This window comes from Nitrincola salilacus (genome assembly GCF_046271865.1).
Classification (GTDB): Bacteria; Pseudomonadota; Gammaproteobacteria; order Pseudomonadales; family Balneatricaceae; genus Nitrincola; species Nitrincola salilacus.
Genome location: NZ_CP176580.1, coordinates 3361985 through 3375492 on the forward strand (window position 1 = coordinate 3361985; position 13508 = coordinate 3375492).

8 protein-coding genes are annotated in these 13508 nt (G+C 54.7%); 1 reads left to right on the forward strand and 7 read right to left on the reverse strand.

Going from position 1 to position 13508, the window contains the following annotated elements; all coding sequences use genetic code 11:
• Window positions 1-70 precede the first annotated feature (70 nt).
• The 7 genes from ACK3CJ_RS15620 to ACK3CJ_RS15650 form a co-directional block, all read right to left on the reverse strand.
• Window positions 71-2026 (reverse strand): TRAP transporter permease, encoded by a 1956-nt coding sequence (locus ACK3CJ_RS15620; protein WP_409526602.1) that lies wholly within the window; start codon window positions 2024-2026, stop codon window positions 71-73.
• A gap of 204 nt (window positions 2027-2230) precedes the next feature.
• Window positions 2231-3193, reverse strand: a complete 963-nt coding sequence (locus tag ACK3CJ_RS15625; RefSeq protein WP_409523137.1) for a TAXI family TRAP transporter solute-binding subunit — start codon at window positions 3191-3193, stop codon at window positions 2231-2233.
• Window positions 3194-3377: 184 nt separating this feature from the next.
• Window positions 3378-4739 carry a sigma-54-dependent transcriptional regulator gene (locus ACK3CJ_RS15630; RefSeq protein ID WP_409523138.1) on the reverse strand — a complete coding sequence of 454 codons (1362 nt, stop codon included), beginning with the start codon at window positions 4737-4739 and terminating at the stop codon, window positions 3378-3380.
• Window positions 4736-6544, reverse strand: coding sequence for a sensor histidine kinase (locus ACK3CJ_RS15635; protein WP_409523139.1), 1809 nt, complete (start codon window positions 6542-6544; stop codon window positions 4736-4738). Before ACK3CJ_RS15635 ends, ACK3CJ_RS15630 begins: the two co-directional genes overlap by 4 nt.
• Before the next feature lie 122 nt (window positions 6545-6666).
• Window positions 6667-8067: a radical SAM protein gene (locus tag ACK3CJ_RS15640; protein WP_409523140.1), complete on the reverse strand. Its 1401-nt coding sequence runs from the start codon at window positions 8065-8067 to the stop codon at window positions 6667-6669.
• The gene (locus ACK3CJ_RS15645; RefSeq protein WP_409523141.1) at window positions 8039-10342 is read right to left on the reverse strand and encodes a hypothetical protein; all 2304 of its coding nucleotides are present in this window, start codon (window positions 10340-10342) and stop codon (window positions 8039-8041) included. The genes ACK3CJ_RS15640 and ACK3CJ_RS15645 overlap by 29 nt, the downstream gene beginning before the upstream one ends.
• Complete coding sequence (locus ACK3CJ_RS15650) at window positions 10339-11877, reverse strand: ferritin-like domain-containing protein (protein WP_409523142.1); 1539 nt, start codon at window positions 11875-11877, stop codon at window positions 10339-10341. Before ACK3CJ_RS15650 ends, ACK3CJ_RS15645 begins: the two co-directional genes overlap by 4 nt.
• 183 nt (window positions 11878-12060) lie before the next feature.
• On the opposite strand from ACK3CJ_RS15650, the gene qhpG reads away from it, so the two are divergent.
• Entirely contained in the window at window positions 12061-13506 is a 1446-nt protein-coding gene (gene qhpG, locus ACK3CJ_RS15655; RefSeq protein ID WP_409523143.1) for a flavin-dependent monooxygenase QhpG, read from the forward strand.
• Window positions 13507-13508: the final 2 nt, after the last annotated feature.

Sequence of the window (13508 nt, forward strand, 5' to 3'; positions counted from 1 at the left end):
CAGATGGAATAACAAAAAAGCATAAGAAACCAGATCCGCAGACCTCAATTCTCTCCTTACAACACTCCCCTTACGACACCATTTCAGATGAGGTGGTTACTTTTCTGCCATGCTGCTTATACTGCAGGAAGTTAAAGGCCAGCAGTACCAACATGACACCAGCACTCAGTATCTCCACCTGAAAGGAGGGATAAAAGACCCCGATGACCGCCAGTGCCAATAAACCTCTCATCCAGAACTGCATCCAGGTGAACAGATACCCTTCGATCGACGCTGCGAACGCAATCAGGGCCAGAATGATAATAAACCCATTCCAGAGCAGCACCTCCAGCGGTCCACCCATAATGATTTCTGGATTGAACACCATGAACAGCGGAATCAGATAAAGTCCCTTGGCAAATTTCCAGGACTGCACACTGGTTTCCATGGTCTTACTTCCTGCGATGGCGGCCGCCGCAAAGGCGGCCAGTGCCACCGGCGGTGTGACATTCGAATCCTGTGAATACCAGAACACCAGCAGATGCGCAATCAATAATGGGATTCCGAACTCATTGGTCAATGCCGGGCCGACCAGCACGATCAACACGATATAGCTCGCTGTAACCGGCAAGCCAAGACCCAGTATCAGGCTCGCAATGATGACCAGCAGCAGGGCCAGCAGGATATTACCGCCCGAGAAGGCGATCATCATGGAGGAAAACTTCAGACCAAGCCCTGTCAGCCCCACCACCGCCACGACAATACCGGCAACACCACAGGCGATACTCACCGACACCGCATTGCGGGCACCGAGCTCAAGACCGTGCATCAGCTTCACAAAGCCAACCCTGAAGGCGGTAACCACCTCCTCTTTAAGTCGATTCTGCTTTTGACCCCGCTGGATCGCCAGCCACAATCCATTAATGCCAGCCACGACGATGATCCCGATAACCGCATAGAAACCAACACGCATCGGCGAAACACCGCTCACCAGTAGATAGACCAGCAGAATCAAGGGCGCAAGGAAGAACCAGCCACGTGCCATCACCTCTTTCAGCACTGGCAAATCCTTCTTCGGCAAACCATGCATACCCTGCTTAACAGCAATGATATGAACAAACAGATACACGGTGGCAAAATAGAGCAATGCCGGGAAAATACTGACCTTGACGATATCCATATAGGGTACGCGGGTGTACTCCGCGATCAGGAAGGCACCTGCTCCCATCAGTGGTGGCATGATCTGACCACCGGTACTGGCCGCTGCTTCAATTCCACCTGCCTGCGCAGGCTTGTAACCCAGCTTTTTCATCAAGGGGATGGTGAATGCGCCAGTTGTCACGACATTGGCAATGGAGCTACCAGAGATAGAACCCATACTGGCAGAAGCCAGAACTGCTGCTTTGGCAGGACCACCGCGTTGCTGACCTGTCGCCGCAAACGCAAGATCGATAAAGAACTTTCCGGCACCCGTCACCTCAAGCAATGCACCAAAAAGAACAAACACAAAGACAAATGTTGCAGCAACACCCAGAGGCAGGCCGAATATACCCTCCTGCCCCAGATACATCTGCGCCGCCACACGGTCCAGGGTATAGCCCCGGTGATTCAATATCCCTGGCAACCACTCGCCAATCCAGGGCAGCTCACCTCGCGGCCCCGCCATGGCGTAAATAATGGCAACCAGACCGATTATTGTCAGTCCCAGACCGACAGCTCGTCGGCTGGCCTCCAGCAGTGTCACCGTCGCGATAATAGCGACAGTGATATCCATCTGATTCCAGAAACCGGCGCGACCAAAGATCTCATCAAGATTAAAAACCAGATAAAAACCAGACAGTATGGATGCGCCGAAAAACGCCATATCAACTATCGAAGCAATCGGCCCCCGCCTGGAGCCAAAAGGTGTAAAAATCAGAAATGCCAGCATCAACACCAGCGCAAGATGGATACTACGCTGATAAAACAGGCCAAGAGGCTGTATGCCCGCACTGTAAAGCTGGAACAACGAAAGAGAAATACCGAGTATCGCAATCAGCCAGCGCATGGGAACAGGGCCGGAATGTGCCAGCGGCTGCCACGAGGTAGCCGGCTGCAAAGGAGCTACAATTGAATTATTCATGGTGATTTTCCAGTCTGCCGGGAGGCTCAGTCTGTCTAAGGGTCGTCTGTTTCGCTGCGGAGCCGGCGCATCGCACCGGCCCGCATGAGACTTATGCTTAAGACTATTGCTTAAGACTAATTTCCAAGACTATGGCTTGAGACGATCAGGAACGCTCACGCCGATCTCTTCGTAATAACGAATGGCACCTGGGTGCAGTGGGATAGGTGTAGAAACCAGACTGAACTCAACAGTAGTATCATTGGCAGCCGGGTGGATGGCACGCAGATCTTCTACACGCTCGAAAAGCAGCTTGGTAACCTGGTAGGCCAGCTCTTCATCCATACCGGAGTTAACTGTCAGTACGTTAGGAATACCAACAGTTTCGATCGCTTTATCAACACCTTCATACAGACCGGCACGCAGTGTGTAAGGCGCAAATACCGGTTCAGCCATCTGAGCATTGGCAATTTCGCTCAGTCCGAGGCTGATCATAGTAATATCGCGCGTAGTTGCAAGGCTCAGAATTGAGCTGGTTGGTGGTCCAACACTCCAGAAGCCTGCATCGATATCGCCATCACGCAGCGCATCAGCAGTTTCATTGAAGTTCAGACGCTGAACCGAGAAGTCATCATAGCTCATGCCGTTAGACTCGAGCAGTGCACGCGCATTCAACTCAGTACCACTACCTGGTGCACCGACAGAAACACGCTTGCCTTTCATATCAGCCAGTGAGGTAATCCCGGAGTCTGCCAGGGTGACAATCTGGACCGCATTAGGATAGATCGAAGCCAGCGCAAGTACATCCAGCTTACGGCCTTCAAACTGGCCAGTGCCGTTGTATGCCTGATATACAGTATCAGCCAGTGCCAATGCCATATCAGAATCTTCACGGTGAATCAGACCCATGTTTTCAACCGAGGCTCCGGTCACTTCGGCAACCGCGGTATAGCCATCGATATGACGGCTGATCAGCTCAGCCAGACCACCACCGATCGGATAGTAGACACCGCCGGTACCACCGGTGGCGATAGAAAGGTTCTGTTGTGCCTGCACCGCTGAAACACTCACCATCAGGGCTGCAGCACAAAGCACTTTGCTTATACGACGCATTGGTTTTTCTCCACATTATTGTTGTAGTGCGTACATTGCGTACTCTATGTGTATAGCAAAGGATGTGCCAGTACACAAACTCTATACATTACAATCAATTAACAATATGAAGCCTGATCAGTAAGCAAAATTCCGCTCATCCAATCACCTCAATAGGCAAAATTTTGCTTATCGCTACTATTTTTTAGATGAAATCTTCACGGCGGAGGCCGTATTTCTGCATTTTCTGATTCAGGGTGCGACGTGGCAGGTCGAGGACCTCCATCACCTCTTTGATACTGCCTTTGTGATGGGCCAGTTCAGCGCTCAGCAAAGCTTTTTCGACCTGCTCAAGCCGGGCAGTCAGCGAGCCCTCTTCGCTGCTCGGTGCCAGGCGGTTGGTTGAACCGAGTTGCAGCAGTTCCTGAATCGAGATGTCGTTAAAGCTGTGTGTCAGCAGATAGCGCTCGGCGGTATGCTTGAGTTCGCGCACGTTGCCGGGCCATTCATGCATCTCCAGTGCCACCAGATCTTCATAGCTCAGCTCCGGTGCCGGCAATTGGTTAGCCGCGGCAGCTTCACGCAGAAAGTGACCAAACAGCAGCGGAATATCGCCGGGGCGATCACGTAGAGGGGGCAGATGGATGTCAGCCACCATCAGCCGATAATAGAGATCCTCACGGAAACGGCCCGCAGTGGCGGCCTGACGCAGATCTTCTTTAGTTGCAGAGATGATGCGTACGTTCAGTGAGATGGGTTTGCGCGAACCGACGCGAGTGACTTCGCGCTCCTGCAGTACACGAAGTAGTTTGATCTGAAACGCCATCGGCATGCTTTCTATCTCATCCAGAAACAGAATGCCGTTATTGGCTGCCTCGAAGATGCCCGGCTGACTTTTCACCGCGCCGGTGAACGAACCGGCTTCATGTCCAAACAGTTCACTCTCGAGCAGATTTTCGGGAATCGCGGCAACGTTGATCGCCACAAACGGGTGGTCGCGGCGGATACTCAACTTATGCAGGCTGCGAGCCACCCTCTCCTTCCCGGTACCGGTTTCTCCGGCGATGATCACATCGGCATTGACCTGCGCCAGCCCTCTGATCTGCTGGCGCAATACGCGGATTGAATCAGAATGGCCAATCACGAAATTCTCCAACCCATCGTCGGTGCTCTGCTGATGCTGTGGTGCCATCGCCAGGGTCACCTGACGCTGCTCGCAGGCACGCTTGACCATATCAACCAGACGGTCCGGCTTGTAAGGCTTTTCGACAAAGTCATAGGCACCCAGTTTCATCGCCTCGACTGCCTGCGATATCCCGCCATGTCCGGTGATCAAAATGACGGGAATGCGTTTGTCCACCGCTTTCAGCAGACTCATGCCATCCATGCCGGGCATGCGGATATCGCTGATCACGATACCCGGATAATCAGGTTGCAGGATCTCTAATGCCTTGCGCGCATCGGAAAAGGGTTGTACCTGGATATCGGCCAGCATCAGCCATTGCTCCAGCGACTCCAGAGCAGCCGGGTCATCATCGATGATCACAGCTTGCAGGGATGGTTTCATGCACTTGCCTCAAAGGGTTGCGCCATCACGGCCTTGAAAGTGAGTGAGAAGCAGGTTCCTTTGGACGGCTCGCTGCTGACGGTGAGTTCTGCGCCCATATCATGCGCCAGACTGTAACTGATCGCCAGCCCCAGTCCCATCCCCTCTCCGACTGATTTGGTGGTAAAAAAAGGCTCAAACACCTTGCTCTGTAACTCCTTATCCATCCCCGGCCCATTATCGCCAATCTGCAATGATACCCGGGAGTCATCCTGCTGAGTCAGACGGATGAAGATACGTGCATCCTCCCGATCGGACAGCGCATCAATCGCATTACTGAGTAGATTAACCAGAATCTGCTCCAGCATCATCGCATTCGCCAGTACCCAGCACTCCTCACCCAGATCGACCCGACAATCGATACCCACAGCATCCAGACGCGGCTGCAGTACATCCAGCGCATAATATACCGGTGCATGCAGAGAGGCAGGAGCACTGCCGGTGTTACGCTTGCCAGAAAAAATTCTCAGTTGGCGTGACAGCGCCGAAAGTCGCTCGGTCAGCGCATCCATTTTTTCCAGATTCTGCTTTACGATATCGGTACTGTTGCGTTCCAGCAACAGGCGGCTGCTGGCCGTGTAGTTTCTCAGTGCGGTGATCGGCTGGTTAATTTCGTGTGCTATCGCGGATGACATGCGCCCAAGAGCAGCCAGTTTCTGGTTCTGGGCCAGCGCCGCCTGCGCCTCTTTCAGATCGCGGGTGCGCTCCTCAACACGTTGTTCCAGGACTTCATTGGCTTGCTGCAGCGCACGCTGTGCTTCGTGGCGACGATGACGTTCACGGTAGTACAACATCGCACCCGCCAACATCACCCCAAGCAGCAACAGCAAGCTCTGTTTTATACGTACCTGGTAGCGGATCTCAGACAGCGGGACTCGCAGGTGCATCTGCCAGGGATAGTCTCTGATCGCTGAGGCAAAAGCCAGTTGCTCACCCTCATCCTGCAGATCAAATGCCTGCCACTGCTCTCCCTGCCACTCTTCCAGTCGCATCAATTCCATAACCGGACTCATTCCGTACTGCCGTGTCTGTGCCAACTGATCAAGATGAAGTTCATCCAGCGGTCGGGTGGCATGATATTGCCAACGCTGCGATGAAGACAGAAAGATAATCCCCTCCTGATCAGTCACCCAGACAGCATCACCGGACGCCAACCAACTCTGCTCAAGTGGTCGCAGATCGATTTTGACGACTATTACACCAAGAATATCGCCCAGATCACTGTATACCGGTGATGACAGAAACAGCCCCGGCTCGCCGGATGTCGCGCCAACGGCAAAGTAAAAACCGGCCTGTCCCGCCATAGCCGCGCTGAAATAGGGACGAAATGAATAGTTACTGCCCACGAAGCTATGCACCGAGTCATAGTTGCTCGACCAGTGAGTCATGCCGCTCGTATCCATCAGAAAGATCTGATCCGATTGCGCTTCGCGATTGATTGACTCCAGCAATACTGACAGGTACATCAACTCTTCCGCACCCGGGTTATCCCCGGCATCATTGGCCAGCGCACTGACGATACGAGGATCGGACGCCAGTATTCGCGGCAGATAGTGATGGCGGTTGATCGTGGTATCCAGCGAGGTTCGATAAGCCCCGAGACGCTGCACCGAACGCTCGGCCGTCTGGCTGATCTCAAGAGATATCATCCAGCGGTCAGTGGCTGCCAACAGCAGTACCAAGAGCACGAAGCATCCCAGCAAGATGCGTGGCAGATAGCGATAACCGGGGCCAATGCCCGCAGGGTAGGATATGTTTGCCGTCATAGTGACCGTATCAGCGTTGTATTTCGCCTGATATCTGGAGTAAGAGTCAGGCTACTTGATAGCTCAAGTCTAATAGGTCACTCCTCAGAATGGAACTGATGTCCCGATGCCCTCTCCTGCTGTCATGCCCTCACATTATCGCCACCTTGCAACTCAGGCATCATCCTCAGATACGCCCCCATACAGTACTCCAGCCAGCCACGCACATAATCACAGGCGTGCCGCCCACTGCCCAGCACTTCATGATGACAACCCCCGCCGCAGAGATAACGCGCCCAGCACTTGTTACAGGGCTGTTGCTGATGGACATGCCGCTCCGCCAGCCAGTCTGACTGTTTTGCAGCATCCACACCCTGCTGCAGAGTCCCCATCGCGCCGGCAGCATCATCGACGAAGCGATGGCAGGCAAACAGATCGCCCGTGGCTGACACGCCCATATAACCCGCACCCGCGCCGCAGGGATAGGGCCGATGCGTGCCCTTCTCCAGCTCACGCAGCGCATTGAGCAGATTGGAAAAGGCATAACGCTGCCCCAGTCTTGAGCGGCGTTCAAACTCACGCCCACAGTCGATCATCTGCGCCAGCATCTCGGCCAGTGCCGCCCGGTCCATCTCATCTTGCCCGGTCGGTGAGTTGAGCATCGGCGAAAAACCGACACTGTGAAAGCCCGCTTCCAGGAACCAGTCCAGCATCTCTCGCAGCGCCAGATTCCGTGGGGTCACCGTGACGCGCGCCGAGACCTGCATAGTGTGCTGGCGATCCAGCAGCGGCTGCACACGGCGCATGATGCGATCGAAACTGCCCTGCCCGCCCTTGAAGGGACGCAGGGCATCATGCATATGCCCCACACCATCCAGACTCAGGGTTACGGCAAATCCATGATCCTCAAAGAAATCAGCATCGGCCTCTGTCAGCAGCGTGCCATTGGTGGTGATGGAGAATAGTGGCGTCAGCCCCAGTCTGTCTGCACGCTGGCGGGCATGACGGGTGGCTGCGATCAATACCTCCCGATTGACCAGCGGCTCCCCACCCATAAAGGCCAGATTGAAACGCCCTCCTGCCGAAGTCTGGTCTATCAGCGTATCCACTGCCTGCAACGCGGTGTCCAGCGCCATACTCTTCGCTGTGCCACCGAAATCCCCCTGTTGGGCATAGCAGTAACTGCAGCCGAGATTACACTTCTGTGCAATCGCCAGAGAGAACGCATGCACGGGCAGATTATCCGGGGCCTGATCATTGATCATCGGCGCACCGTCTATACCAAGCCGTTTCAGCAGATCAGACTCCGTACCCTGATCCAGTGCTTGCAGCACCTGCTGCTCCAACTGAGGATTCAGGTCGAACAGCCGACTGCCATTGACCACCAACAACTGCGCCTGCTCCGCATTGCGCCACAGATGCAGATCAGGTGATCGCGGCTGTGATGAACGCATATGATCTGTCGCCGCCTGCACCGAGGGATCTGCTGCCAGCGGGATGCGAGACGCCTCTGGATCAATCCCCGCTCGGGTCGTCTGCGACATCACGGCCTCCGATCTGAAACTTGAGTAAGGTCTCCCACTGTGTAAACAGCTCCTGATAGTTGATCATGCGGTTATCCCGATAATCATCCACCACATACTGACCGGTACGTTTTTTCTGCATCCAATTATCACCATGACTGGCCCCATCGGCAGACGGTTCGACATTGACATAATCAGGTCGGCTGGAGGCCCAGTAATAGCAGACGCACTCACGGAAATCGTTCTGCCAGGGTGAGCAGAGCCCCTGAGTCAGCTCGCCGGGGCTGGCCAGCGCTTCATTGATAACCGTCGAGTCCTCCTCGAAGAAATCACGTACTTTAAGTTTGCGTTTGATGGTCTGCTTTTTCGGGATATCGGCCAGTACCTGGCTGTCTGGCATCTTTTCACGGGTAAACCGACAGGACAGGTACTGCCCCTTGAACTTCCAGATATGCGACAGGGTATTCGACCACTCCAGATTGACGATGGAATCGTTGCTGTCTGCTGATGGCAAAGGCCCGACACTGTCGCCATCCGCCGAGGGGCCTGTCGCCTGCACCACCACCGGCCAGACCTGAACTTTGCCCTGCTCATCCGGGATTTCGATACTGAGCAGGCGATGCCCTTTCAGATCGGCATGTTCCACTTCGGCATCCAGCACGAAGTTGTCATGCTCCACCAGCGTGATCCCTTCAAAGGCTCGCTTCCAGACACTGCGAAAATCCAGTTCCAGACCCGGACAGCAGTTGCCGACGGATGAGGCAATATGGGCATTGACCGGATTGCCACGCCCCCGATACATCAGCTGCGCCGTCAGATTGCGTGGCGTCAGAGCAGGCTCTTCCGGCGGCGAGGCCGGTTGATCAAACATGACATTCTGCCCGGCATGTTTGATCGTATCCAACTGGCGGTAGGTCAGTGCCAGATAGCAGGTATCGGCACCAGACATCAACGCTGGCATCTTGCGCCGCCCCTTGTCAGACAGATCTGCCGTTTCGGTTGGCTTGCGCATCAGATCATAAAACCAGGGTGCCGCACCGCTGCTCATCGTGGTGTAGAGCTGCTGATGCAGCGCCGTGATCGACAGAGTATCGATCGAATGCGGGGCCATGACCGGCGCATAAGGGCGGTTGAAATCGCTTGAATCATCCGCTGGCATGGTATCGGCATGATTCGGTCGCCCCTTCACCGTATCACCATTGAGCACGGCCACATTCATGAAGCGCACGGTTTCGTAGGCTCGCCGCACGATATCCAGCGCAGCCTCTATCGGCACGCCTTCTGGGTTGTCGACGCTCGGTCCGAGCAGCACTTGCAGCACATCATCCTGCACTGTGCGCACAAACTCGGAGTCGGGTGCAAAGATCGGAGGCGCTGCACAGAAACGCGCCTTGGCGCTGAAAGCGGTCCGCCCCTTACGATCCAGTAACTCCAGTGTGACGATGCCATCGCAGGCATCATCCAGATAGCCCCGCGCCGGTTGTGGGTCATCATAGTAGTTGAAGTAAGGCGCCTTGCCGTAAGCCGCATAGAGCCCCTGCGACAGGGTATTCAGCGTTGGGTTATCGTCACGGTATTTTCCGTTCCAGGTACCTCGCTCGCTGTCATACAGGATGCGTTCCGGTGGAATATCGATATCAGACCAGGTCGGGCCGCCCATAGTCTGTGCATCAGGTCCGTCTGGTCGGTCGATCGGCGTACTGCCATAAACATCACCGGTACCGGGTGTGAAACGCAGACGTATCTCGGGAAAATCAGGTGTCGGTTTAATGAACTGAATTTTGCCCAGCGGGATATGCTTGCGCTTACCAGTTTCATCCTTGATGAAATGACGGCACTCACCCTTCAGTGGGTGCAACTGATGATCGTCAATGTTTTTCAGTCGCGCCAGTACCTTGTCCTTTTCCTTGCGCGTACGGCGATAGACCTTGAGATTACCAGCCTCGATCTGCCAACGTACACTCAGCCCCATCTGTTCGATCAGATGGATATCCAGCGGCACCAGACGTTCTTCACCCGAGTCATCAACCACACTGGCAAACGCCTCTATAAACGGCGCCACTGGCCGAATTCGGTTACCGCTTTTGAATGCCGGTGGCTGGTCACTCGGTGGCAAAACGTCGGTGATCTCACCGCTCTCGGTATCAACAATGAAGGTTTCAGCACGGGTGATGCGCCGAAAATCCAGCGGTGCTTTGGGGTCGGTTTCAATTTGATAGTTATCCAACGGCTCACTGGCTGAACCCAGCCGCGCAATTGCCATGGATGGAAGAAGACGAATATCAACCAGCTTCATGGTGCAACCTCCTCACTGACTCTCGCGGCTTCAAGTTGGGTATTCAGCCAATCTGCGCAAGCACGATCAGCATTGGCCTGAGTCTGTAGATACTCAGTTTCGCGTGGAGACAGATCGCCATTCTGCTCCAATGCCTCGCGCAGGTTGCCACAGGCCTTGAGCATTTCCAGATACTGCAACCAGCAACTGCTGGAAGTTTCCGGCAGCTCCAGCGTATAGGGCATCTGGAACGGAGGTCCGGCAGGTCGAAATGGCAGGTCAGGATCCGCATCCAAGGGCTGTCGTACCAGAATCTCGGATATCGCCTTTAAGTTATACATTTCACCAAACGCTCTGTGTACCACCGCCTGATAAGTACCTGCCCCCTTATTGGGATTAACGGCCCGCGCCAGCCTGAAAGAGTGGGCCAGAAAGGTCAGCAGCAGACGATAACGCAGATCAAACAACTGAGCCCATTTGACGCTCTCAGGATGTGTGATGCGGGTTGAGCGCCGTGCCATATCACCATCGGACTGATGAAGATTGGCAAAGGTGGTGGGATTGATCGGCAGTTCTCGCGCCGGTTGCGTCTCGCAACCCGATGGAAAGTGAGTGCTGAACTCATCATAGATATGCAGAAACCGTGCAAAGTGCGACTGCTCCTGTTCTGAATGAGGCGATTCACCTTGCTCTGCCACCTGCTGCAGCGCATCGATCACATCATCGCGGGTCGCCACCGGTACAATGATCAGATCCGCCGTGGTCGGACAGGTCCGGGCACCGCCAGGCATCCCCTGAAACTGGTTTTCATCGGCCGCCTCCTCCCCTGAGCGCTGACCATGATTGCAGGACCAGGCATCCCAGCTCGCCTGCCAGGCATAGCTGGCAGCATTGAAGTCATCCTCTGACAGGCGGCTCGGATCCTGCAGTATGCCGAGAATCACCTTGAACAGTGCCGCGACCGATTTCACCCCATCCGGTTTTGGCGGAACGGGTTGAGCCTCCAATCGGGACAGTATCGACTTGCGTAACCCCTCATGCCTTTCCTGAAGAACTGTGTGTACCTGCTCTGCCGCACCTGACAAACGGCCCTGCTCGCCCCAGCCGATCGGCGCTTCGGTATAGACATACTTGGCCAGCGAGTCCAGCGTCAGGGGTTCGAGTTCAAACGGAAAGGGGTAAAAGTCATGGTCCCAGGGATAATCCTCGCGCTCCAGACTGATTGCACCACCCAGGCAGGTGATCACATTCTGGACCGTGATCAGGTGCCCCATCTCCTCCTTGGCGATGCTGAGCAGAGTCTGCTGCCAGCGTCTCACCATTGGGCGCTTGTCGGGCGGCACCTGCTCACCACCGAGCGAATAGGCAGCATAGAGATACTGCACCATCAAGGCGTGCTCGATACCGGCATCGATACGCAGCAGCATCAGCAGATAATCGCGCCAGGTGAAGTCGTCGGGTTTTCCGAGGTCTGGATCACATTCCGCTGCAGTCAGCGCTGCGGCAAGGGTGGAAGTGGGAAAGTTGGCCAGATGTTTACTCATGGCAGAGGGCATCACGGTATCTCCTTGTGCAGGCCAGAACCTGAGCTGTTCGACATGAGAAGGATCTCTGACCAGATCAGGTGAACTATGTTATTTTTGTTGTGTGATGATGCTATAACGTTTTTCATGGAGCTGCCTAACCATAAATGACACACTCGTTTTGGGCAATAGATTTGACAGCTGGTAATTTTGCTAATGAATGATTCAGTTCGGGTACAGATCTGCGTTTTGGGTGCAGGACCTGCTGGCTGCAGTGTTGCTCAGCGCTTGGCAGAACTGGGACACGACGTATGCCTGATTGAGCAGTCAGCCTTTCCGCGCCCTCACATCGGAGAGTCGCTGACACCTGCCATCCTGCTGCTGCTTGATCAACTTGAGTTGCGTGAGCAAGTAGAGAAAGCGGGTTTTCTCCGCCCCCATCAGGCCATCATCCATTGGGCCGGCGAAACACGTCTGAAAACCTATGAGGGTGAGCCCGGGCTGCAGGTCGATAGAGGTATTTTCGATCAGTTGCTGTTGGAGTCCGCTCAAGAAGCCGGCGTCAGGGTACGTCAGCCCATACGTATCACCAAAGTCACTCAAAATGGCTCAGATGGATGGCAATTGAGTCTGAACGGTGAAGATGGCCCAGAGACACTGCACTGTGACTATCTTATCGATGCCGGTGGCCAGTCGTCCCCTGTGGCTGGTAAACGCACACGCCTCGGGGCAGCGACTCTGGCTCTGTATGGGTACTGGCAAAACAGTGCCATGCACGGCACCGAAAGCCGGGTGGAAGCCGGTGAAAACACCTGGTTCTGGAGTGCCCCCCTGCCCGGCGGCCTCGTTAACGCCTGTGTATTTGTCGATTCTCGACACCCTTCTCGACACTCCGCCCTGCACCCTACAGGCAGTCGCAGAGATCAACTGGAGGTTTTTTATCGCGAACAACTGGGCAGATCCAACCTGCTCAGAGACTGCCTGAGTGGCCACATGATTAGACCGATCACCGCCTGCAGCGCCAGCGCGAGTTACAGTGACATGCCTGTCGGGGAAGGATTCATCAGAGTTGGGGATGCTTGTGTCACGCTGGACCCGATCTCATCTCAGGGAGTGCAATCTGCCATCAGCATGGCGCTTCAGGCCGCCGTGGTGGTTCATACACAGATCCGCTTTCCAACACTCAGTGATCTGGCGGCTGAGTTTTACAGGCAGCGACAACGGGAAAACATCACTCGCCATCAGCGTTGGGCGAATCGTTTCTATGCCGAGCAGGCAGCAGAGACCCCCACAGAGTTCTGGCAGACCCGTGCCGCTGGGCATGCAGTCGACTCTACTCTTGAGATAGAGTTTCTACCTGAGACATCACCCATCCCCCCAGAGTGTAAGTTGATGTTACACCCTGCTGTGAGTTTTACAGAGTTACCGATACTCAAGGGGGATCTTATCACTTCCGCGCAGGCACTGAGCCATCCGAGCCTTGAACGGCCCATTGCGTTTATTGAACATGTTGAGCTGGTGCCGCTGATGAGGCTATTTGTGCCTGGCGATACACCTGAGATACTGATTGAAAAGTGGAGTCATCAACTACCCGCTCAACACAGCACGCGCATCCTGAACTGGTTATGGCAGCATCATTTGATACAAAAGGCTCGTAGTTAATA

Bases quoted from the DNA above. Each gene is read 5' to 3' on its own strand.
- ACK3CJ_RS15620 (WP_409526602.1), bottom strand. From the start codon at position 2,026: ATGCGCTGGCTGATTGCGATACTCGGTATTTCTCTTTCGTTGTTCCAG.
- ACK3CJ_RS15625 (WP_409523137.1), bottom strand. From the start codon at position 3,193: ATGCGTCGTATAAGCAAAGTGCTTTGTGCTGCAGCCCTGATGGTGAGT.
- ACK3CJ_RS15630 (WP_409523138.1), bottom strand. From the start codon at position 4,739: ATGAAACCATCCCTGCAAGCTGTGATCATCGATGATGACCCGGCTGCT.
- ACK3CJ_RS15635 (WP_409523139.1), bottom strand. From the start codon at position 6,544: ATGACGGCAAACATATCCTACCCTGCGGGCATTGGCCCCGGTTATCGC.
- ACK3CJ_RS15640 (WP_409523140.1), bottom strand. From the start codon at position 8,067: ATGTCGCAGACGACCCGAGCGGGGATTGATCCAGAGGCGTCTCGCATC.
- ACK3CJ_RS15645 (WP_409523141.1), bottom strand. From the start codon at position 10,342: ATGAAGCTGGTTGATATTCGTCTTCTTCCATCCATGGCAATTGCGCGG.
- ACK3CJ_RS15650 (WP_409523142.1), bottom strand. From the start codon at position 11,877: ATGCCCTCTGCCATGAGTAAACATCTGGCCAACTTTCCCACTTCCACC.
- qhpG (WP_409523143.1), top strand. From the start codon at position 12,061: ATGAATGATTCAGTTCGGGTACAGATCTGCGTTTTGGGTGCAGGACCT.